22 protein-coding genes are annotated in these 23649 nt (G+C 37.9%); 9 read left to right on the top strand and 13 right to left on the bottom strand.

Translation table 11 applies throughout. The features are described from left to right. Positions 1 to 314 precede the first annotated feature (314 nt). The 10 genes from DEU40_RS06425 to DEU40_RS06380 form a co-directional block, all read right to left on the bottom strand. The gene (locus tag DEU40_RS06425) at positions 315 to 1850 is read right to left on the bottom strand and encodes a YifB family Mg chelatase-like AAA ATPase (protein WP_110009073.1); all 1536 of its coding nucleotides are present in this window, start codon (positions 1848 to 1850) and stop codon (positions 315 to 317) included. 452 nt (positions 1851 to 2302) lie between these two features. Beyond that, complete coding sequence (locus tag DEU40_RS06420) at positions 2303 to 3265, bottom strand: T9SS type A sorting domain-containing protein (RefSeq protein ID WP_110009072.1); 963 nt, start codon at positions 3263 to 3265, stop codon at positions 2303 to 2305. Between the two features lie 39 nt (positions 3266 to 3304). Next, positions 3305 to 4681, bottom strand: a complete 1377-nt coding sequence (locus DEU40_RS06415; RefSeq protein ID WP_110009071.1) for a porin family protein — start codon at positions 4679 to 4681, stop codon at positions 3305 to 3307. Beyond that, entirely contained in the window at positions 4674 to 5240 is a 567-nt protein-coding gene (locus tag DEU40_RS06410; protein ID WP_110009070.1) for an RNA polymerase sigma factor, read from the bottom strand. The genes DEU40_RS06415 and DEU40_RS06410 overlap by 8 nt, the downstream gene beginning before the upstream one ends. Positions 5241 to 5339: 99 nt before the next feature. Further along, positions 5340 to 5921, bottom strand: coding sequence for a DUF4840 domain-containing protein (locus DEU40_RS06405; RefSeq protein WP_110009069.1), 582 nt, complete (start codon positions 5919 to 5921; stop codon positions 5340 to 5342). A 253-nt stretch (positions 5922 to 6174) separates the two neighbouring features. Continuing rightward, the gene (locus DEU40_RS06400; protein ID WP_110009068.1) at positions 6175 to 7590 is read right to left on the bottom strand and encodes an efflux transporter outer membrane subunit; all 1416 of its coding nucleotides are present in this window, start codon (positions 7588 to 7590) and stop codon (positions 6175 to 6177) included. Continuing rightward, positions 7577 to 10735 carry an efflux RND transporter permease subunit gene (locus DEU40_RS06395; RefSeq protein WP_110009067.1) on the bottom strand — a complete coding sequence of 1053 codons (3159 nt, stop codon included), beginning with the start codon at positions 10733 to 10735 and terminating at the stop codon, positions 7577 to 7579. Before DEU40_RS06395 ends, DEU40_RS06400 begins: the two co-directional genes overlap by 14 nt. Positions 10736 to 10764: 29 nt before the next feature. Further along, on the bottom strand, positions 10765 to 11886 hold the full coding sequence (locus DEU40_RS06390) for an efflux RND transporter periplasmic adaptor subunit (RefSeq protein WP_110009066.1): 1122 nt from the start codon (positions 11884 to 11886) through the stop codon (positions 10765 to 10767). 285 nt (positions 11887 to 12171) lie between these two features. After that, on the bottom strand, positions 12172 to 12936 hold the full coding sequence (locus tag DEU40_RS06385) for a LytR/AlgR family response regulator transcription factor (protein WP_110009065.1): 765 nt from the start codon (positions 12934 to 12936) through the stop codon (positions 12172 to 12174). Then, complete coding sequence (locus tag DEU40_RS06380) at positions 12933 to 14051, bottom strand: sensor histidine kinase (RefSeq protein WP_110009064.1); 1119 nt, start codon at positions 14049 to 14051, stop codon at positions 12933 to 12935. The genes DEU40_RS06385 and DEU40_RS06380 overlap by 4 nt, the downstream gene beginning before the upstream one ends. A gap of 229 nt (positions 14052 to 14280) precedes the next feature. Between DEU40_RS06380 and DEU40_RS06375 the strand changes: the two genes are divergently transcribed. After that, on the top strand, positions 14281 to 15105 hold the full coding sequence (locus DEU40_RS06375; protein WP_110009063.1) for a universal stress protein: 825 nt from the start codon (positions 14281 to 14283) through the stop codon (positions 15103 to 15105). Positions 15106 to 15219: 114 nt separating this feature from the next. Here DEU40_RS06375 and DEU40_RS06370 read toward each other — a convergent pair whose 3' ends face one another. Further along, positions 15220 to 16167, bottom strand: coding sequence for an NADP-dependent oxidoreductase (locus DEU40_RS06370; RefSeq protein WP_110009062.1), 948 nt, complete (start codon positions 16165 to 16167; stop codon positions 15220 to 15222). Between the two features lie 120 nt (positions 16168 to 16287). Here DEU40_RS06370 and DEU40_RS06365 point away from each other — a divergent pair, with 120 nt between their 5' ends. The 8 genes from DEU40_RS06365 (at position 16288) to DEU40_RS06330 (ending at position 22335) form a co-directional block, all read left to right on the top strand. Then, complete coding sequence (locus DEU40_RS06365; protein ID WP_110009061.1) at positions 16288 to 16635, top strand: winged helix-turn-helix transcriptional regulator; 348 nt, start codon at positions 16288 to 16290, stop codon at positions 16633 to 16635. A gap of 219 nt (positions 16636 to 16854) precedes the next feature. Then, on the top strand, positions 16855 to 17400 hold the full coding sequence (locus tag DEU40_RS06360; protein WP_110009060.1) for a hypothetical protein: 546 nt from the start codon (positions 16855 to 16857) through the stop codon (positions 17398 to 17400). Between the two features lie 13 nt (positions 17401 to 17413). Continuing rightward, positions 17414 to 18058 carry a hypothetical protein gene (locus DEU40_RS06355; protein WP_110009059.1) on the top strand — a complete coding sequence of 215 codons (645 nt, stop codon included), beginning with the start codon at positions 17414 to 17416 and terminating at the stop codon, positions 18056 to 18058. Positions 18059 to 18071: 13 nt separating this feature from the next. Beyond that, positions 18072 to 18842: a sensor histidine kinase gene (locus DEU40_RS06350; protein WP_110009058.1), complete on the top strand. Its 771-nt coding sequence runs from the start codon at positions 18072 to 18074 to the stop codon at positions 18840 to 18842. Continuing rightward, positions 18839 to 19483 (top strand): response regulator transcription factor, encoded by a 645-nt coding sequence (locus DEU40_RS06345; protein WP_062672986.1) that lies wholly within the window; start codon positions 18839 to 18841, stop codon positions 19481 to 19483. Before DEU40_RS06350 ends, DEU40_RS06345 begins: the two co-directional genes overlap by 4 nt. A gap of 262 nt (positions 19484 to 19745) precedes the next feature. After that, positions 19746 to 20591, top strand: a complete 846-nt coding sequence (locus tag DEU40_RS06340) for a caspase domain-containing protein (RefSeq protein ID WP_110009057.1) — start codon at positions 19746 to 19748, stop codon at positions 20589 to 20591. A gap of 73 nt (positions 20592 to 20664) precedes the next feature. After that, a complete protein-coding gene (locus DEU40_RS06335; RefSeq protein WP_110009056.1) occupies positions 20665 to 21675 on the top strand; it encodes a trypsin-like serine peptidase in 1011 nt (336 codons plus the stop codon). A 225-nt stretch (positions 21676 to 21900) separates the two neighbouring features. Continuing rightward, positions 21901 to 22335 (top strand): hypothetical protein, encoded by a 435-nt coding sequence (locus DEU40_RS06330; protein WP_110009055.1) that lies wholly within the window; start codon positions 21901 to 21903, stop codon positions 22333 to 22335. A gap of 127 nt (positions 22336 to 22462) precedes the next feature. Here the strand turns inward: DEU40_RS06330 and DEU40_RS06325 are convergent, their stop codons facing one another. Together DEU40_RS06325 and DEU40_RS06320 are read right to left on the bottom strand one after the other, a co-directional pair. Further along, positions 22463 to 22906 carry a hypothetical protein gene (locus tag DEU40_RS06325; protein WP_110009054.1) on the bottom strand — a complete coding sequence of 148 codons (444 nt, stop codon included), beginning with the start codon at positions 22904 to 22906 and terminating at the stop codon, positions 22463 to 22465. Between the two features lies 1 nt (position 22907). Further along, positions 22908 to 23649, bottom strand: a 742-nt coding sequence (locus DEU40_RS06320; RefSeq protein ID WP_181397938.1) for a hypothetical protein, incomplete at its 5' end; no start/stop codon positions are given.

Here is a 23649-nt window from a genome sequence, read left to right as displayed (position 1 = left end):
TCAAAACTGAATGATACAGGTTATACACCGACCTCTGTATGAGTGGATCGGCATTCTGCATTCAAACATTATGTATTTATTCAAAAAGAAGTAAGAATATATTTCTTCTATCCTTATAAATGAGGTACGCTTTCTATGCAGTATTTATGAATTTGACTTCCATAATATGATATTATAAATAATTTGGTAATCAAACTTAACATAATATTTCAACCTATGTGTTACATAATTCCTATGTTAAACTCACAGGTAAGAATTAAACTTATGAAAATAAAACTTAGTATTTAGTTTTAAATCAACGAAATAGAATAAAATCAACCATTCCAGAATTCACGGTCCAGACTTCTGTATTGTATGGCTTCAGAAATATGATGCGACAGGATATTTTCAGATCCTTCAAGATCTGCTATTGTTCTGGCGACTTTAAGAATCCTGTCATAAGCCCTTGCCGAAAGATTGAGCTTTTCCATAGCTAATTTGATAAGACCGAAAGAAGTTTCGTCCAGTTCACAATACGCTTCAATTTCCTTAGGCCCTATTTGCGCATTACTGCTGATATTGAGGTTTTGATATCTTTTATTCTGAATATCTCTTGCTTTAAGTACACGGTCTCTGATATCTTTACTCTTTTCACCTTTTCTTTTTTCGGAAAGCTGTTCAAATTCTACTTTCTGAACTTCAATATGAATGTCTATCCTATCTAAAAGAGGCCCTGAAAGTTTGTTCATGTACCGCTGCATTTCATAAACGGATGAGGTATTATTAGGGTCATCGGGAAAGAACCCGCTAGGGCTGGGATTCATAGAAGCTACCAGCATAAAACTTGCAGGATAGTTGACCGTAAACCGGGCTCTTGAAATTGTTACTTCACGATCTTCCAGAGGCTGCCTCATTACTTCCAGCACCGTTCTTTTAAATTCAGGCATTTCATCGAGAAATAAAACTCCGTTATGAGCAAGGGAAATTTCTCCGGGCTGAGGGTAACTTCCTCCTCCCACCAGGGCAACATCAGAAATAGTATGGTGCGGAGATCTGAAGGGACGAACAGTCATCAATGATGTTTCTGTTCCTATTTTCCCGGCTACAGAGTGAATTTTTGTTGTTTCCAGCGCTTCTTTCAATGTCAGAGGAGGTAAAATACTGGGAACTCTTTTGGCCAGCATTGTTTTCCCACTTCCCGGCGGGCCGATCAGAATAATATTATGTCCGCCTGCTGCAGCTACTTCCATCGCTCTTTTGGCTGTTTCCTGGCCTTTAACTTCAGAGAAATCAAAAGGAAAATCATTGATCTTTTCATGAAATTCTTTTCGGGTATCCAGTGTCACTTTTTCAAGCGCTTTTCCTTCGTTGAAAAAGTCGATAACCTCTCTGATATTTTCTACTCCGTACACGTCGAGGTCATTTACAATGGCTGCTTCTCTGGCATTTTGTTTTGGAAGAATGATTCCTTTAAACCCTTCTTCCCTGGCCTGGATCGCAATGGGCAAAACACCTTTAATCGGCTGTAAACTTCCGTCCAGGGAAAGTTCTCCCATAATAATAAAGTCTTTAACGTTCTCTGCCAATATCTGATCTGAGGCGGTTAGGATGCCAATAGCAATACTGAGATCATAAGCAGAGCCTTCTTTTCTAAGATCTGCAGGAGCCATATTAATGGTAATTTTCTTTCCGGGAATTTTAAATCCTACATTTTTCAATGCTGCAGAAATCCTGTAACTGCTTTCTTTAATGGCATTATCAGGAAGCCCCACAAGATGGTATCCTACTCCTCCGGTATCTACATTCACTTCAATAGTAATTGTCTGTGCGGCCACTCCATGAATGGCACTTCCATAAATTTTGATCAGCATGGTGTGTTTTTGAAGTAAAAGTAATGAATATACTATTTTGAAAATCCGGGTTTTATATTAACAGTATTCTAGCCAGACAGATATTTAAAAAAAGATTTTAAGAAAACAGATCCTCAGATATTTTTGTAGAAGCACGATGATGATAATAAAAAAACCGGTACAAATTTCTTTGTACCGACTCAACCATTATTAAAAACTAACGAAAAAGATTATGCCATCTGAATTACTGAACATTAAGTGTAAGTCAGGAAGCGGATGCCGGAAAGAGGAAATTCCTTTTTGGGGTAATTATGATCGTCATTAGATTAACAAGGATGAAAATGTATCTATGAGCGTAAAGTATTAAAATAAATCACTTCAGTTCTTCTTCAATACAAGGAACATCCCTCCTCAGACATCCAATCTTCCTTCCCACAATCAATATTTTAGCATCTTCAGATTTTATAATCCTATTATTTTTTTATAAATCTGTTTTTATATTCTGTTCCGTCTGTGCTCCTGGAAACAATGATATAATTCCCGGGAACCAGACCGCTTACATCAATCGGCTGATTATATCTGTGATCATTTTTCTTCAGAACAAGTTTTCCGGACATATCTATAATGATAACTTCTTTATAGATTTTATCAGATTCTTTACCGATATAAAGGTGCTGTGCCGTAGGGTTAGGATAAATTTTAAGATTATTATCTTTAATTTTTGTTTCTCCAGTTCCCAGATTGCTACAGAATTCCCAATCTCCGAAAGTCACTTCAACAAAAGCAAACGGATCTAACATCTGGCACTGATCCGGACAATATTCCGTACATGCATAAAATCCGTATTTCCCTGAGCTTGTTGCAACATAGGTGTCTCCTACTACACCTGCAATAATACAAGGATCTCCTGCTACCGGTGGATTGCTCCCTGGCACACATTTGAACCAGGTATGTTTGCCATATACTAAAGGAAATATATTGTCAAACTGTACAGAAGCTCCGTTGCAGACCTTCACTGTTCCCATATTTTCTTCATAGGTGCCTGGAGTATAAGTAGTCATCATTGCCGGCAGCCCATATACAAAGCCATCTGCAAATGCTGTAGGACTTTCCGCTGTACAGTCGCCTTGGGAAACAACTACCTTAAAATAATTCAGCTGGTCATTGCCACTAATGGTTAACTGTTGTGATGTCGCTCCCGGAATGGCTACCCATGGATTGTTATTAGGTGTCTGCCAGGTCCATTCCTGTTTATACCACTGATAACTTGCGTAAGTCTGTGTCGTGGAAAGAACTTCATCTTCCGTATCACAGAATAAGATCGTTCCCGGATATTTTTGTCCGAGTCTCGCACTGGTAATTGTAGGCGTGCATTGTGCTTTTATATCCAAAACGGAGAATAATAAAACCACTAAAAAAATTAGTTTTGTTTTCATATATCAATTATTAAGTTTGGTGTTTTAAAATGGGCTGCATTAATCCAGCAGCACTCTGATTCCGAATTTCATATTAAAATGAAGGGGCTTTTCTTTATAAATGGTATTCGGAGCATTCTCTTCTTTAAAATGATATCCTATTCCCGGTTCTGCATAAATTCCAACCTTGTCAATGAGTTTCACCTGCAGGCCTGCTGCCGCATTAACAGAAAACTGGAAAGGTTTTGGGTCCAGCCGTTCCTTCGAGGATTCCTTTATTTCATCATTCACAACATACGTTGTTGTAATATTTCCTGCTATCGGTTTTTCTACCAGGGCTCCGCCTGTAATATATCCTGTGAATCTTCCTTTTTGAATGACATTATAATTAACCTGTACCGGAATTCCCAGATAATGAACCGTCTGATCTCCTTTAATATAATTGTTGTCACTTCCGGAATGCAGTTCAGAAGACAGCTTGGTATAATTCAGTCCTGTTCCTATTCCCCATCTTTTCCCTAAATTATAGTATACAGAAAGTCCAAATGTAACCGGCACTTTATGTCTGATTCTTGCTTCTACCGGCTGACTTTGATTGGCCAGTAGTATAGCCGTAAGAGGATCATCATGATATTCGGAAGTCATCCATACCTGCTCAACGTTCATCGCTTTTCCTGTGATTGAAGCATAACCCGGAAACTGCTGTTCTGCAGAATTGGAAGCCATATTGCCTGTAAGCATACCCAGCATCCATGATTTTTTGTCTCTGGATTTTCTGGTATGATGGGTTGCATTTCCTGCATATACTTCTTTTATTTTTTCCTGCTTAAAAAGAACCTCATCATTTTTATTTTCCACAACCTGCTCTTTCGCTGTATCATCAACAGGAGATAATTTCTGAGCGATCTTACTTTCCTGCTGAAAAGATTCTGAAGCCGTTGGCAGTTTAATTATATCCTTTAGCTCATTTTTCCTTACGGGTTCAAAATATTTTCGGGTCTGTTCTTTCAACCAAGGTCCGGTATTCACTATATTTTCAGTTAATGGAGCTTCTGACACCGATGTCATTTCTTCTGATGAAGCATGTTCGGCTCGTACAGGTTTTAAAGAATTTTTCTCTTTCTGCACGTTTGTCTGTATCTGAGACAGCATTGTCTCTGTATCATTCTGTGGCCATAATTTTGTCAGCAAAAACAGCAATGCAATAGCAGCAGCAATTCCTCCGATACGATAAAACAGGGATTTTTGACCTCTGCCAGCTATCTTTTCTGCCTTTTCCTTTTCTCCTTCATGCATTTCAGGAACAAATGCGGGAATGCTTCTATTTTCTTCTCCTGAAAATAATTCATCTCTGATGTCATCCCACAACCCTTCCGGAACGTCCTCTTCATGGTCATCCATTCTGCTTCGCAGATTATTTAGCCATTCGTTATTCATATTGTGCTTTTTTTGACATTTTAAATTCTTTTATTTTCTGAACAAGCAATCCTTTTGCACGGTGAAACTGTGATGCAGAAGAATTCTCTGCAATTCCCAGCAGCCCGGCAATTTCTTTATGGCTTTTTTTCTCAAATACAAACAGGTTAAAAACAGTCCGGTAGCCATCAGGAAGAGCTCTGATCATCATCATAATATCATCGCGGGGGATTTCTTCAAAATCCGGTTCTTCTTCATTAGGGATATCCGGAAGATCATTTACTTCAATTGCTGATTTAAAGTCACCTTTCTGTTTAATATGCTTCAAAGATTCATTGACTGTGATACGGGTCATCCAGGCTTTTAAAGAACCACTACCTTTGTACTCAAAAGATTCTATCGAACGGAACATTTTGATAAAACTGTTTTGAAGCACATCATGAACATCTTCTTTTTCTGCCAGATAACGGGAGCATACATAGGACAGATTTCCGGAATAAGCTCCAAAAAGCTCTTTCCAGGCAGCCTCTTCCTTTTTCAGAAGGTGCTTTACCAAAATCTGTTCTTTACTTTCTTCCATATGATGCAACTGCCTCCGTATCCACCGGGATGTTATAAAACTGTCAGGCAAAAATAGATTGCATCTTTTTAATAAAGTGCAATCCATTGATGATACTATTTATGAATTTTTTATACAGAACGGGAAATTATAATCGATCACTTCATAAGGAGTAACCACTGTTCCGTCTACTGTAATTTTTTCTGCTGTGAGCGCATATCTAAGCGTTCTATCCATCCCTACATAATATCCTTTTTGCTTAGAAACAAATTCCACAACCGTTTTTTTGTTGACTCCATCTACCGGAATCTGAAGCTCCATTGTTTTTGGAGTAAGAGTAAGCTCTATCACATTATTTGCGGTATTGATCACTGCTGCATATTTAATATCATAGTTCACTTTTCCAAGTGATTTTATGGCAGTTTCAGCTTTTGCAGGATCCTTTACCACAGTTTTTACGATTTCACCTATTGGAAATTCAGCAAAAGAGATCGTATCTTTCTTTACTTTGAATTCTTTTATTCCTTCTCTTTTGGTAGTTCCTTGTACAATAATCATTTTTCCTTTATAGTTTCCTGATAATTCTTCCATTTTTACAGGCGGAATGTCCGGTCCTTCATTATCATTACATGAGAATAGGGTCAATCCTGCCAAAACCATTAAAACTGTCATAAAAAATCGGGGTACTGTCAATTTTTTCATTGCATTACATTTTCGTTAAACATTAATTATTTTCGAGTACTCATCTATATAAATCCTGTTTTCTGAAAATCTTGCATACTTTTTTAGAAAAAAGAATAAAAAAAATTATAACCAATTGATTTTGTGAACGTAAAATTTCATCTCTTCATTGCAAATTCCATACCTGTTAGATAATAGAGTTATATTGATGCGTCAAAACAGCAAAAAGGAAACTACATGTATAGCTTCCTTTTCATTATTTACCCGTTGTATTTTATTGTATTCCTCCTCCAAGTGCTCTGTAAAGATCAACCTCAGCATTTAGTTTTTCAAGGGTAACATTGATGGTTTCCAGATCATTCTGCAGTTTATTGTTCTGGGCAGTGATGACTTCCAGATAGGTTGCCATACCACTTTTATACAGCTTCAACGCATCATTGATTCCCTTGTCCAGAATTGCTGTTCTCTGTTCTAAAAGCTGTAATCTTTCTGAAGAACCTTTAGACTTTGCCATAGCATCGGAAACCTCTCCCACAGCTGTCATTACAGATTGTTTAAAATTGATGGCTGCTTTTTCCTGTTCAATCAAAGCTGTTTCATACGCTGTTTTCAATTCTTTTTTCTGAAAAACAGGCGCAGCAAGATTAGCAGCAATCGCTTTGGTAATAGATCCAGGAATATCAAACCATGAACTGAATTTATTGGAATTGACTCCTATTTGCGGGCTTAAACTGATACTCGGATACATGGCTGCTTTTGCCAGTCCGGTTTTTGAGTTCAGGCTAATTACGTTGAACTCTGCCATCTTCAGATCCGGTCTACGGCTCAGCAGTTGTGCCGGTAATCCTTCAGACAGTTTGTTTTCGGGAATCATTGTTTTAAGGGTTCCTTCTCTTTCTATCTTCGCGGGATATTCTCCGCAAAGGATGCTCAAAGCATTTTCCTGAATCGAAATATTCTGTTTTGCCAAAGGAATCAGCAGCTCAGCGGTTTTCTTCTGTGCTTCCGATTGCTGAACCGCCAATGAATTGATCTGTCCTGCCGCAAACTGAAGATTCATCATTTTAAGGGTATTGTCACTCAGCTCAATATTCTGTTCGGCTATTTTCAGCTGTTCATCAAGACTGATCAGATTATAATAAGCCTGAGCTACCTGAACGACGATTCTGCTTTTGATGGCATTTAAATTTTCTTTTTGTCCAAAATATTCTGCTGCCGCGGATTCTTTCTGCATTTTCGCTTTTCCCCAAATGTCTACTTCCCAGGAAAGCCTCAATGCAGCACTGAAATCATCCATATATTTTGTGCCGACAAACTGTTCGTTCAGAGAGCCGTTAAGGGTATTTTTGGAAGCCCAGCTTCTGTTTGCTCCTGCAGTGAAATCCAGTGTTGGCATCAAACTAAGCTTAGCTTGCCTGTAGATCAGATCCAGCTGTTCTATATTTTTCAAAGCAACATTCACTTCATTGTTTCTTAATAGGGCTTTATCTATTAAACCAATCAATTTTGGATCTTTGAAGAAAGTCTTCCATGGCAACACTACAGTATCGCCTGTCACCTGCACAGATTCTTTGTAGGTTTCAGGAATCTGAAGGTCTGTTCTTGTATATTTCTTCCCTACGGCACAAGACATCAGCAGTGATGCCATTGCGCCTGAAATAAGGAAATTCTTTATATTAAATAGTGTCATTTGTCAATTGATTTTCTATCGTATTGTACTTCTTTTTGGCAGAAAATTTCTCATCCAGATACTGAAAGAACATGTAGAGTACAGGAATGACAAAAACTCCTAAAACCACTCCGCTCAACATTCCCATGGCAGCACTTGTACTGATGGATTTGTTTCCGGAAGCCATTCCTCCTGAAGAAATCATCAGTGGAACCATTCCCACAATAAAAGCTAATGATGTCATGATAATAGGACGTAACCTTGCCTTTGCTCCTTCCAGTGCTGAATCCAGAATAGAAAGTCCTGCCTTACGCCTTTGTATGGCAAATTCTACAATAAGGATGGCATTTTTGGCCAATAAACCAATAAGCATGATGAGTCCTACCTGTACGTAGATGTTGTTATCCAGTCCGATGGCTTTTATTCCTAAAAATGCACCTAAGATTCCTGTTGGAATGGAAAGCATTACCGCCAGAGGAAGGATATAACTTTCATATTGAGCGGCCAGCAGCAGATATACAAAAAGTAAACACAATCCGAAGATGGCAATCGTCTGGTTACCTGCTGATTTTTCTTCCAGACTCAACCCGGTCCATTCGTAGCTGTAGTCAGATGGCAGTTTGCTTAAAGTCTGTTCCAGTTTACCCATCAATTCTCCATTACTTACGCCTGGTTTTGGAGATACGTTGATATTTAATGAATTGTAAAGATTGTATCGCTGAACGGATTCCGGACCGTAGACTTTTTTCAAAGTAATCAGCGTATTCACTGGTACCATATCCCCTTTTTCATTTTTTACAAAAATATCATTGAAGGCCTGTTCATCCATTCTGAAAACACCGTCAGCTTTAATATTCACTCTATAGAACTTCCCGAATCTTGAAAAATTCTGAGACTGATCTCCCGAGAAATAGGTCTGAACAGTTCCCAACAGATTGGAAATGCTTACTCCCAGCTGTTTTGCTTTATCTTCGTTCACTTCCAGCTCCATCTGAGGATAATCTGCCCTGAACATCGTGTAGGCAAATGCTACTTCCGGAACCTGCATCAGCTGGCCGATCAGTTTATCTGCTTTCGCTTTAAGAACCTGAGGATCTCTTCCCATACGGTCCTGAAGTACGATTTCGGCATCATTCGTCATTCCGTATCCTTCTACCGGAGGCATTCTGAAGGTCATTACACTTCCTTCTTTGATCACTCCCAATTTTGCCGTCGCCATGTCTACCACTTCCTGGATATCCTGAACATCACCTCTTTCTTTCTTAGGCTTCAGCTTAACAAATCCCATCGCATAAGCAGGTCCCGCACTATTGCTGAGTAAGTTGTATCCTGTAATGGAAGTATTTTCCTGCACAGCCTCTACTCCTTTTAAGATATCATTGATCTTGTTGGAAACCTCTGTCGTTTTGGTCAATGCTGTTCCCGGAGGCATGCTTAAAGTGTACATAAAGAATCCGTCGTCTTCCATTGGTACAAAACTTTTTGGCGTACTTGACATCAGCCATCCTGCAACCCCGATAACGGCTATGATTAATCCTCCTGCAATCCATTTTCTTCCTATTAAAAAGCGTACTCCCTTTACATAGCGGTTGGTCATATTATTGAAGCCCGCATTGAATGCTACCGCAAATCTTTGCCCGAATCCTTTTGGTTTTTTGCCTTCTCCCGAGTGATTGTTTTTCAGAAACACGGCACACAAAGCCGGAGTTAATGTCAATGCGTTAACCGCTGAAATAATAATGGCTATGGCCAATGTATACGCAAACTGCTTATAGAATAATCCTGCTGAACCGGACATAAATCCGATCGGGATAAATACCGCCGACATCACCAGTGTAATGGAAATAACCGCTCCTGTAATCTCGCTCATTGCCTTATGAGTAGCTTCTCTTCCGGAAAGGTCCGTTCCTTCCATATTACTGTGAACGGCTTCCACCACTACAATGGCATCATCTACTACAATCCCGATGGCCAGTACAAGGGCAAAAAGCGTCAGTACATTGATGGTAAATCCCAAGACCAGAAGGAAGAAGAAGGTACCTATAATCGCCACCGGAACCGCCACTGCCGGAATAATGGTAGATCTGAAATCCTGCAGGAATATAAATACCACAATAAATACAAGAATAAATGCTTCTATTAAAGTAGATTTTACTTGTCCTGTAGCCTCATCCAATCTTTCTTTGGTACTCATTACCTTCGTATATTTGATACCAGGAGGGAATGATTTTGATAATTGGTCAAGGGCTTTGTTCACCCCAATTTCAATCTGGTTGGCGTTGGATCCTGTAGTCTGCATAATCGCTACAGTAACCGCATTTTTTCCATTGGAAAGGTTATCTCCGGTATTTGAAATCGCTCCGAATTCCACACGGGCAACATCTTTTAACCTAATAACCTGGTTTCCTGTATTTTTAACAATGATATTTTCATATTGCTCCGGTTTGTTCTTTTTTCCTTTATATCGGATTACATATTCCAAGGCTGCATCAGATTCCTCCCCAAGCTTACCGGGAGCTGATTCCAAACTGTGGTCTGCGATCGCTCTGGAAACATCTGCCGGTTCAAGTCCGTAAGATGACATTTTCTGAGGGTTCAGCCATATTCTCATGGAATAATCTTTCAACCCGAAAACCATGGCCTGCCCTACTCCTTTTACTCTTTTAACCTGGGGAATAAGGTTGATATTCGCATAATTTTGAAGGAAAGTTTCATCATATTGTTTATTATCTTCCGTATAAATATTGAAAATCAATACCATACTGTTCTGCTGCTTGGAGGTGGTCAATCCCATTCTCACTACCTCCTGCGGTAGTATCGGGGTGGCCTGCTGTACTCTGTTTTGCACGTTTACGGCTGCCTGATCAGCATTCACTCCCTGTTTGAATATAATGGATATCGAGAATGTACCATCATTACTTGCTGTGGATTTCATGTATTCCATATCTTCCACTCCATTGATCTGCTCTTCCAGCGGTGTTACCACAGAACGGATCACGGTTTCACTGTTTCCTCCGGGATATGATCCTGAAACGGTAATCGTGGGCGGAGAAATATCCGGGAATCTGGTCACCGCCAGCTGGTTTAATCCTATAATCCCTAAAATAACAATGATAAGGGATATTACCGTCGCCAGTACAGGACGGTCTATTATCTTTTTTAACATTTTTGAATTTTCTAAGAAAGGTTATACAACTATTTCAAAGGAACAGTGTGTGCCACCACCTGTGCTCCGTCTGTAAGAGCATCAATTCTGTTAATGGCAATCTTATCTCCTGCATTCACGCCTTCTTTGATAAAGTAATCCTGGGATGTACTTCCTGAAACGGTAATCTGTGTCATTTTCACTTTATCCTTACCATTCAGTTTATAAACAAAGAATCTGTCCTGAATATCTTTTACAGAGGTTTTCGGAAGTTTAATCACACCATTAAGGGCATTATGAATCATCACTCTGGCTGTTCCTCCGGCTCTTAATAATTTATCCGGATTCTGGAAAACAGCTTTCATCTGAATACTTCCGGTATTTCTGTCGAAATTTCCGCTTGCATTTTCCAGTTTTCCTTTAAGAGAATAAGTGGAACCGTCTGCCAGGATAAGCTCTACATTTTCTGCTGTATTTCCTGATACCGCAGCTCTGCTGTGTGCAATAAAATCAGCTTCATTCATGGAGAAGTACACATTCACGGTGTTGATGCTTGAAAGCGTGGTTAGTGGTGATGGATCAGACGGGCTGATAAGATTTCCTACTCTGTTCGGAATTCTGCCTATGTATCCGCTCACCGGTGCTTTGATATACGTAAAATTGGCGTTAATCTTTGAGGATCCCAATGATGACTGTGCCTGTGCAACCTGTGCTGATGCCGCTTTATAACTCGCCTGAGCGGTTTTCAGCTGCATATCGGAAACTACTTTTCCTTCTACAAGAGGTTTCAGCTTTTCTACTTCAAGTCTTGCGGTTTCCTGTGTCGCCAACGCTGATTTCAAGGCTGCTTCATTGGTATTGACCTGCTCGTTGTACACCGATGGATTTATTCTGAAAAGGGTCTGCCCTTTATTTACATACTGCCCTTCTTTGATATATACTGCCTCCAGATATCCCGTTACCTGTGCTTTGATATCCACATTGTCCTGTCCTTCTATGCTTCCCGGATATCCTGTAGACACGTCAGCATCTCCGGATTTTACCTGAATAAAATCTGTAGGCAATGCCTGCTGCATCTGATGGGCATTCTCCTGACCGCTCCCGGAACCACACGAATACAATATCGCTGCAGCTGTAAGTGAAAGTACCAGATATCCTTTTCTGTAATTCATAACATTGGTTTTTAAATTTTACAGGAGCAAAATAACTTCATCTTACAGTGATATTCATTCACAAGTTGGGTGAAGTGTCATTAATCGCAGGTGAAACGTACGATCGGAAAAATGAAAGGAAAACAGTTGTTTTCCTTATAAATAGAACAAAATAACAGGTCAACCACAGAAACAAGGGTGAAATGATTAAAAACTAAGGAGTCGTTGTAACAAGGCAAAAAATGAGATTCTTCATTTCATTCAGAATGACACTTTTGAGACAGTCTTGTCTGTATTTTTCAAGGATTAATAATCCATCCAGGATTTGAAAACGGAAGCTTTTTCCCGGCTTACAATCACTTCCATATCAGGCTGTTTCCTTAGTTCCAGCTTCAGTTTCCCATTAAAATGATTTAAAATCTGCTTAACGGAATTGATATGAATGATAAATTGTCTGTTGGCACGGAAAAAGAATTTAGGATCCAATTGTTTTTCAAGCTCTTCCAGGGTTTGCGGAACATTCTCCACCACTCCGGTATTCAGCATGGCTTTGCTGATTCCCAATTCGGTATAAAAATAGAGGATATCTTCTGCCAGCACGGTCTTATATCCATCTCTATGGGCAATGAGAAAACGTTTTCTGTAGTCTTTCGGCTGGATATAATTTAATAACCCTTCAATAGCTGTTCCTACTACCGGGACGGCTTCCATAAAGGTTTCATAGCGTTTTAAGGCGGCATCCAGCTCTTCTTCTTCAATAGGTTTCAGGAGGTAATCTACACTATTGTATTTGAATGCCTGGACAGCATATTCATCGTATGCTGTTGTAAATATGACGGCACTCTTAACTTCATGTTTGTTAAATATTTCAAAGCTGAGACCATCTGCAAGTCTTACATCCATCATGATAACATCAGGAACCACATTATTTTCCAGCCAGTGTACTGTTGAGGTAATCGAGTCTTCCACAGACAGAATTTCGATATGGGGTCTTAACTTCAACAACAGTCTTTTTAACCTGTCTGCATTGGGTCTTTCGTCTTCAACAATTAAAACTTTATTAATCTTCATATCAATGGGAGTTTTACTATAAATTTATCTTCAGTTTTTTCAATCACAGGTTTAGGATATCCTAAGATTTCGTATCGTGCAATGATATTGGTAAGTCCTACTCCCGAGGAATCAGGCTTGTTGATCAAAGGCAGAAATGTATTAGAGACTACCAGCTCTCCTTCAGGGTTTGTATAAACGTAAATTTCCAGAGGGTTTACTTTGGATGTCTGATTATGCTTAATAGCATTTTCAACCAGCAACTGTAAAGACAGCGGAAGGGTAAATCTGGATCTGTACTCTTCCTGAATATCTATTTTGAATATAACGCCTTCACCTATTCTTTTTTCAATCAAAAAGATATAGGATTCTAAAAATTTGAGTTCCTCTTCTACGGCGATAATGTCTTTTTTGGAATTTACTAATAAGTATCTGTATACTCTCGCAAATTTCTCGGAATACTCATACCCCAACTGCTGATCTTCGAGGATGAGTTCTGACAACACACTTAAGTTATTGAAAATAAAATGCGGATCTATTTGAAGCTTAAGTGCCTGAAGTTCTGCCGCCATTGCAGCCTGCTTGTGTTTTGATGCCCTCAGTTTGTGCTGGGCAGCTTCTACTGCTGTTTTTTTCCAGTTTTCCAATAAATAATCAACGGTATTAAAAGCACTGATAATCAACGATATGACAATATTAGTAGCAATCCATTGTCCCAGCAGTGTATATTCTTTGCGGGAATCCATTTCAGGTAATGTGACTGAAGTGCCATCCACGATTGCATTAATAATAATCACAATCAAAACACTTCCCACGATCTGAAGCAAACACTGAATGAATAACCGCTTTACGGTCCTGTTTCTCCAGGGAAGCCACTTATTGAGTGTTCTGTCTATAAATATACTTACCTCAGAAATGATAATGGAAAAAAAGACAATCCATGTGGCGTCTTCCAGAATCATTTTTAAAGGAGCATCAAGGTAGCCTTTCCAAACGGGATCAAAGGGATCAATAAGGTAGGAAAAAACACAGAAAGTGACCACTGCTAACGCCCAGATCACCAGCCTTCTTTTCATGGTGGAAAGAATCTTCTTATTCCGTACTATTTTTTTCCTGATGGCAGAAATGCTGTTCATATCCGGGACTTTATGAATGTAAATATAGAAATAGATTTTATATGAATATCTTCTATTTTGGACGAGACCGCCAAAACAATACCTGAAACGTAAAATAGCAGAGTTAAAATGAATGTAACGGTTCATCACCTGAAAAAGACATTTCATCATCATTTTATGCAACATCACAGTATTTTTATAATCAGGGAATAACTGTCTATCCTAGTTTTGTGGTATTAAATCCGGTACAATGAAAACAATAATTGTCTGCACAGATTTTTCCCACGAAGCTGAAAATGCCACTCATTATGCAGCATCTATGGCTAAAGAAAACAAATACAGGATTGTGCTTTTCAATCTTCAATCCGTTTCCATCCATGCCCTGAATGCACAGGCTTCAGCTGATTTTTTCTACACTCAAACGCTTAAAAATCAGAAAAAAATGGAGGATAAGGCAGCGGAACTTAAAAGATTATATACTGTCGAAACCCAGCATCATCTGGCTTCCGGCAATTTTATTGAAGAGCTTGAAAACTGTATGCAGATTCACGATTGTGATTTTATTGTAATGGGAATGGCTGAAAAAACTCTGGAACAAAAGCTTTTAGGAAACAGTGTAACAAGAGCTATCCACAGAATTAAAAAACCGATACTCATTGTTCCTGCCCACATAGAATATACTGGAATCCAAAAAATACTTTTTGCTTATGATACGCACAAAAGCATGACCTGGTCTGCCATGAATGATATTTACCACTTTATTAATGAATTCAATGCTGAGATTGAGGTTTTCAATGTCAGTGAAAGATTAGAAGATTTTGCTGAAGTTATTCATGATATTGATCTGAACTCCGGATATGATCTGGATGATATTAAGTATAGCTTTAAAATGATTCAATCCATTGAGGTCATCAAAGCTATTGAAGAGGAAATAAGACTGACGGGGCCAGACCTTTTAACCATGATTCCTTATAAATATAATCTTGTAGAATCTCTTTTCCATCGAAGCAAAACAGCCATAATGGCCTATAAAAATAAAATACCATTACTATCAATTCCCCTAAACATAGATTAAGAATCAATAAAAATCTGTTCACATTTGAATTATCCTTTTTGCCTGCAAAGGCTAAATTTTACACTTAATCTTGTTTGACAGGACCGGGAATAGATTTCCGGTCCTGTTTTTATTTTACAGATTTACTATTACTTTTCCTGCAACGCGGCTGGTCTCAACCTCCAGGTGTGCCAGTGCTATGTCTTCAAACGGGAAAGTTTTATAAACAAATGGTTTCAATGCTTCCTGCTTCAATAAGCCCGCAATTGCTTCTGCAGTTTCTTTTTTAGACTGTACCATCATAAACTCAATATTCACCTTTTTCTGCCTGGCTCTCAATGCAATATCCTCAGGAATCTCAGGCGTCGGAAGTGTTATGATAATACCATTCTCTTTTACAATATCTACCGAATCCGACAGCGTTTTTCCCTGAAGGGTATCTATGACGATATCTGCATCCTGCACCTTTTCATAAAAGTTTTCCGTTGTATAATCAATATGTTCATCAGCTCCAAGCGACAAAACAAATTCTTTATTTTTACCGGATGATATGCCGATAACATACGCTCCGAAATGCTTCGCCATCTGAACAGCAAAATGACCGACACCACCTGAAGCGGCATGGACCAGAACCCTGCTTCCTTTTTTAATTCCGGCAACATCCACTAAGGCCTGATATGCCGTTGAAGCAGCCATTGAGGCCGCGGCAGCCTGCTGATGGGTAATATTCTTAGGCTTTAATGCCAGATGAGCCGCCGGGGCAGCCACATATTCTGCATAGGCATTTCCTTTTCCAAAAAAATTGACCATTCCGAAGACTTCATCTCCCGGTTTAAAATCAGTTACACTTTTCCCGGTTTCTACGACTTCTCCCGAGATATCCCATCCTAAAATAACGGGCCTCTTTTCTTCAAAAATCCAGTTCAGAACTCCTTCATATGCTCTGGACTTTACATCTACAGGATTAATGCTTACCGATACTACTTTTACCAATACTTCATCATTTCCTATGACAGGCTTATCTATTTCCGTAAATTGAAGATTTTCAACGCCTCCTGCTTCGTTTACAATAACAGCTTTCATTTTTTTTGATTTTAATTATCGGGCAAATGTAGTCTCATCATATCTTTGCAGCAAGTATGTACTTTTTGGTAATCTACATACTAAAAACATACTAATACTGATTATCAAACCATTGAAAAAATGTTAAAAATAAAAAAAGTTACCAATGAGCCATCCTGTCCTGTTGATTATGCCTTTAAACGGATTGGAGGAAAGTACAAAAGCCGTATTTTATGGTATCTTCATCTGAAGACAGTTATGCGGTATGGCGAACTTCGTAAAACCCTTTCTGATATTACTCCTAAAATGCTTACCCAGACTGTCCGGGAGCTGGAAGATGACGGGCTTATCCATAGAGAAGTGTATCACGAAGTTCCTCCTAAGGTAGAATATTCTCTAACGGAAACCGGCGCTGAGCTCATTCCTTTTATTGATTATCTGAGGCTATGGGGTGAAAAGCAGATTGAAAAAGAGAGAATAAAAAGGTAAACCGTTTCCTTCAAAACCATGAATGTTCATCATGGTTTTAATTTTATTACTGAAGGAGTACCATTGGATATTTTTAATTAAAAAGAACAAACCTCATAATTCATATTCAACTGAATATCAAAAAGTCGTAAATTTAGTAAAGGATAAAAACAGTGTTTTCACCCTTTTTTATAGTTGTGCCGTTCGCTAATTTTGTTCCATAAAATTAAAACCATAAAAATGAAAACTTCCTTTTTTACTAAGATTTTAAGTCCCTTATGTGCAGCTCTTATTCTGGCATTTTGTCTGCTTAGCTGCACCGAACCTCCTAAAGAACCTGTAAGCAACAGTTATAAAAAGAAACTGATCAGCTACCGTGAAGGGCGAGTTCTTTTTGATGAATACACCAGAACCAATCATGAAATTCTCATGAAGTACAGAAACGGTGAACCCGATTCGAGATGGTACTGGTTTTCGCTTGAAGATATGGAAGGCTATATTAAATATGTAAAAGAAAATGCCAGAAAACAAAAATTAAAAAATCCGGGAATCAGGATCTACATGGGAAAATATCCAATGAATCATCCTAAAAACAGAATGGCAAAACCTGAATATGCAGGTTACCAAACTATATTTTTAGTACCTACTGCCCAAAAAAGAGAAAGAGAGAAGGTTATGGCCAAATCAGCCACCACCGAAGAAAACACAGACGTTACTTCAATAGAATCTATGAATATGACCAATCTGGCCCCGCCACCAAAAACGTTATCGGAAACAATGCCTTAAAAAACACAGCATTATGAACTGGAATATTGAAACAGGGAAACAGATATCGATGACCATTTCCATTGTAGTGATGATTCTAATGGTCATAAAATACAGAAAAACCGGAAAGGAGAATTTATTTTTTATCATAGGATATCTGTTGTTTTCCCTGATTGATATTTCCTGTTATTTCTATTTCAAGCTGACCAATCTGCCTACGGACATCTTCTATGTAATTGGTTTTTTAATGATTGTATTTTTTCTGTACTTACTGTATTATTACCAATTATTATATGTTCCGCTGCTCAAAAAGATACAGACCATCATCCTGGTTCTTTTTGTCCTCAATATTGTTGTGATGTTTTATACAGAAGATGATCTGCTTCATCATTTTTCCTTTAATATGCTCTATGCAGATATTCTTCTGTTGTTGTTTTCAATTATTTTGTTCCTGTATCAAACCTTTAATTCTGACAAAATATTAGAAATTAAAAACTATTTACCCTTCTGGATATCAGTATCTCTAATGATATTTTTTATCGGAAGCATTCCGATACTTTTTTTCAGAACTACTGTTTCAGAGACTATTTATTTCTTTATTTTATTTATGCTGAATCTGATCAGTAATGGCATACTCATATTGGGTTTAATCTGGAACAAACAGGAAAGAACAAGATAAATGCTTTGCAGATATGGAAGAGAATAATCTGGTTATCATCTTTACAATTACTTTATTCATCGTTGTTTTGACAATGGTCTTCATCTATGCGGTTTTTATCAGGAAAAAAACAACCCTGCTGATTGAGCAGAAGGAAAAAGATCTTCGGTTTGAAAAGGAACTGGCGACTTCACAGGTAGAAATGAAAGAACAGACTCTCAATTATATCGGGCAGGAATTGCATGATGATCTGGGGCAGAAATTATCTGTGGTCCGCTTACGTCAAAACCAGCTGATTACCAAACTCCGGAATTCAGAAAAAGAAGACCTCATCGAACTCAATGAATTATTGGGAGAATGTATACAGGATATAAGAAATCTTTCTAAGACATTAATCACTGAACAGATCATTCATTTCGGACTGGCAGAATCCATTGAAAGAGAAGTTAAGAGAATTAAAAAACTGAAATTATTAAAAATAGAATTCATCACACAAAAGCAGGATATTGATATTTCGCCTAAACACGGACTGATCCTTTTCAGAATTATCCAGGAAAGTATCAATAATATTCTGAAACATTCCAAAGCCAAAAATGTTTCCATACACATGGAGGATGACTGTGAAAAATTACATATCAGTATCTCGGACAACGGAAGAGGCTTTGATATCAATAGTAATCAGGACGGCTCAGGATTGAAAAATATGGAACTGAGAGCCAAGCTGATTCATGCTGAACTGTCTATACAATCAGAACTGAATAAAGGAACACAAACTTTGATAACCTATCATAAAAATTTATTATGAAAACTATTCCCATAGCGATCGTTGATGATCATACCTTAATCTCCAAAGCACTGGAGAATATGATCACAGAAAACACTCAATATCGGGTCATTATGAATCATCCCAACGGAGAAGAATTTATTGCAGGCGTGGAAAAAGCTTCTGAATTACCCGCTGTAGTCCTGATGGATGTCAATATGCCTTATAAAAATGGTATAGAAACTACAGAATGGCTTACAGAGCATTATCCTGATATTAAAGTCATTGCCCTTACCATGGATGATGATGAAAGAATATTGATTAAAATGCTGAAAGCAGGCGCTAAAGGCTATCTGCTGAAAGACATGCAGCCTTCTATCCTTTTCCAGGCTATTGAAACGGTATTTGAGAAAGGCAGCTTTTATACTGATTTTGTAGCCCAAAAGTTATTGAAAGTAAAAACAGAGGAAGCGAAAAATGCCTCCCTGCTTTCTGAGCTGAGAGACCGGGAGAAAGAATTTATCAAATGGGCCTGCAGCGAACTTACTTATAAGGAGATTGCTGACAAAATGTGCCTCAGTCCTAAAACCATTGATGGCTACAGAGATTCGGTTTTTGTGAAACTGGATATAAAAAACAGAGCGGGTCTGGTACTTTTTGCTTTGAAGCATGATTTGTGCTGACTTAATTTTTAATCCTATTTATTCCCTGAAAAAATAAACATCTTTACATTCTTTTTATGTATCCGGCAGCTTTTCAAGCTGCCGGATTTTTATTTCATAACTCACTCATATACAAACAAAAGGTGTTTTTCCTTTTTCAAAATACGGTTTTCTCCTCTGTTTTTGCTCTTCTGAAAGATGGAATTTTGTCATAGAAAAAAGCACAAAAAGGCAGCACCCGAAAAGCCGGAACAGAGTAGGGAATATTTTTAAAACTAATACAATGAAAAAAGCACTTATCGTAGGAATTAATGATTATGCACCCATCGGATACGGAGGTCCGGATCTTAACGGCTGTGTAAATGACGCGAGAGATATGGCCAATACATTGGTGATCTGTGGTTTTAGTCCGGCAAAGATTAAAATCCTGACCAATCAGAATGCTACAAGAGCGAATATATTGAACTATCTGAAATCCATGATCAGCACGAGTGTAAAAGGAGATTCTCTTGTTTTTTATTATTCAGGGCACGGAACCAGAGTGGCTAATATAGGATCAGATCTGGAACTGGATGGTCTGGATGAAGCTATTTGTCCGCATGATTATGCCAATAACGGTGTCATTCGTGATGATGATTTTAAAACCGTTCTCAGCAAGCTAAAAGCCGGAGTGAATATGGAAGTCATTTTCGACTGCTGCTACTCCGGAACGGGAACCCGAAAAATGGATCTGGGGCTGGAAGCTGATCTTCTCAACGAAACTGCCCGCTATATTCCTCCAATGCTTGAGGATGAATTTTATCTCACTTACGCCAGTGAAATGGAAACCTCTAAAAATTCAAAAAAATCAACCGTTCTCACTAAAGCGCTTGTGTCTGTTACCGGAATGAATCATACGTTATGGGCTGCAGCAAAAGACAATCAGGTGTCCATGGAAGGAAATATCAGCGGACAGATACGAGGCTATTTTACGTATCATTTCTGTAAAATATTGCGTGCTACCAACGGTAATATTGTAAGAAAAACTCTTGATAAACAGGTTGCCATTGCCTTAGCAGCTATGGGAGCAGCCCAGATCAACCAGACAGAAAGCATCACTGCAGAATTTTCACAAAAAATATTCACTTAACTAATAACCATTACCGGCGGAATCCGAAAAGCCCTCAAAAGAGTAGGAATTTACCAGATTAAAAATAATAATCATGTCAAAAATCGAAAACAACAATCCAATGACCGCTGAAGAAGTGTCAAGACTTAGAGCTGTCAAAGCAAAATCAACTGAAAAACCAGAAGCAGTTGAAAAACTATTTAAGCAGGCTCCCGCTATGGAAACCATTAACGGAAGAACTTTTCCTAAAGGAATGAAAACAATAGGAATGCCTATGGACGAAAAAACAGCAGAAAACCGGGCACTGGAAACCGACCATTTCTATCCTACCCATGCTGATTTCGAATACAATCCGAAGCTTGAACCGAAAAGAGACCGTAAACCTAAATTTATCGACAGAGATTCTTTCCTGACTCCTGAAAATGCAAGAACCATTTTTGGAGCCGATCAGAGAAAAGTATACAATTCTACTGCCTATCCATGGAGATGTGTCGGCAGAGTAGAAAGTTCTCTGGGGTCTGGAAGCGGTGTGATGATCGGACCAAGACACCTTCTTACCTGCTCTCACATTGTAGACTGGCAGCCTAATAATACAACAGGATGGCTGAAATTCACCCCAATGTATTACAACGGAAGCGCTCCTTACGGAACTGCCTGGGGTACCTTAACGTATTACAAGTATAAAGTTGCAGGACCTTCTATTGATTCTACAGAGATACAATATGATTATGTGGTAATTGTATTGGACAGACCTATCGGAAACAGCACAGGCTGGTTAGGTTCAAAATCCTATTCAGATTCATGGGACGGAGGTGCCTACTGGACCCACGCAGGATATCCGGGAGATCTTACCGGAACGCAAAGACCTACCTACCAGACAGGTATCGCACTGGATGGAGATTTCTGGAGTGCTGATGACAACGAGAGCATGAGCCATAAGGCAGATATATGGCCCGGACAAAGCGGAGGCCCTTTCTGGGGATATTGGGATGGCTCTCCGTATGCTGTGGCTACTCAAAGCGCGCATAATCCAAGCGATAATTTTGCAAGTGGCGGCTCGGATTTAGTCAATCTGGTCATCAGAGCGAGAAATGAACATCCTTAATTTATTTTTTTAGTTTAATAACCCCGGCCGCCTTTGAAGGCGGCCGGGGTTTATTTCGGTTTAAAATGTTTCTAAAACTATTCCAAGTCATTATAAATTTGGCTTTGGACTTGGCTTTGCTACCTGACTTATTAATTTTAACCTATTGAGCATATTTTAAAAATCTAAAATGAAAAGTTTTTCTGAATAAAAATTATTACTTTTGAATTAACACAAATTTATTATATGAAAAATTTATTTATACTTTGTTCTATTTTTACTTTTTTGTCATTGTCCGGACAGGAAGAAAAGGTTATGAATCCTCCCCCTCCAAAAAATTACAAAGAAATACCAGAAAATTACAATATAGATGATAATTTAGTATATTTTAAAATTGAAAAACTATCTAAATCCTTTAATTTTGCGATTTTTGATAATGATATTTTGCCCGTTGAAAATACTTTTATTTTTTCTTTTATTGTAGAAGAAAATAGAACTATATCTAATATAAAAATTGAAAAGGGGAAAAACGAAAAAATACAAAATGAGTTAAAACACCTTATTTTTTCAGCTAAACTTCCTGCAACTTTTATTAACGATAAGGTAACATCAAAACGTTTCTATAGATTAAAATTTATTTTTGATTATAAAAAGAAAATTCTTAAAACAATTCTTTTATAAAAGTAGTTAATAATAATTACCATTATATATTAGACAAACTAGGAAGCTCGTTATTCAAATTCAAGTAAAAGAATTATAATTTTATTAACAAATTAAACCACTCAAAACTGAGCGGTTTAAAAATTACTTATTCTTCCTCATATATACTTAAATATAGAGGCTTATCTTCTTCCAGACACTCTCTTATAATATCGTGAAGACGTAATAAATCTCGTAAAGCCTTATCATTGTCATTGATATCAATAGGCCGGATATCAAGTTCTATAGTTTCTCCTTTATAAGTTACAGTATCTGTTCCTTCTTTTATAGGAATATGCACTCTTAATGATAACCAGTATTCGATTTGTCTTTCCAAAGCCTCATTAAAAGCCATTGTTTCTTCTTTCGTAAGAGGTGAATCTTTATAATCTGAAGATTCCAATCTATTAGGAATAGATTTACGAATTATTTGCAAATAATCCTCATCAGAATACATATATTTTGAACCATGTACATATCTATTCGCTCTATTGGCAATAAAATCAAAATGATCTTGATTATGTTTTGCTGTATTACTAAAAGTTATTTCCATATTATTTCTTTAAAAAATTAATTATTACCTCATTTTCTGTGATGTATTGAAGTCCATATCTTACTTTACCGAATCCTTTTGCTTTCATTTTAGAACCTGTAAAAGTTGATAATGCGGCTTCTTCGATACTTTTTCCAGCAGCTCTTGCTTCCCAGAATTTAGTTAGGTTAATAGATTGGCCTCCATAATCTTCATACATTGTTGCTTTTTTCCACCATCCTATAACTCCATCCAGTTGACCAAATTTTTTATTCGTCTGATAAAAAGCCATTGCATCAGAAAGAACCAAATCTCCTAATCCTGAATACTTATCAGTAATCGCTTTCGGAATATTAAAATCCCCCATAAGCATTCTTTCATTGCCATAAACAGGTAAACGATTTGCCTGAGCACTCTTCTCATCTAATAATCGTGTAAAACAATTTAATTTTTGAGGTTTCCCCCTTACACTAAGACTGTATACTAACTTATCTCCTTTTTCCTGGGCTCTAATTAATTCTCCTGCATAATTTCCAAATTCATCAATCAATCTAAAACTCATTTTAATCCCTTTTTCCGGTGTTATTCCAAGATTTACACCAGTTTCAACTGAAACAATCCTTCTTCGGTTAACAAGAGACTCTAATATCTCTCCAACTTTCTCCGGACTATAGCTTACTTTTCTTATATCTTGCAAAACTTTCTGGTAAGCTCTATCATACCGACTTCCTTGGGCAATAATCTCACCTTTATAAACTAAAGCA

The organism is Chryseobacterium sp. AG844, assembly GCF_003182335.1.
GTDB lineage: Bacteria > Bacteroidota > Bacteroidia > Flavobacteriales > Weeksellaceae > Chryseobacterium > Chryseobacterium cupriresistens.
This window is presented reverse-complemented; position numbering and strand designations above follow the sequence as displayed.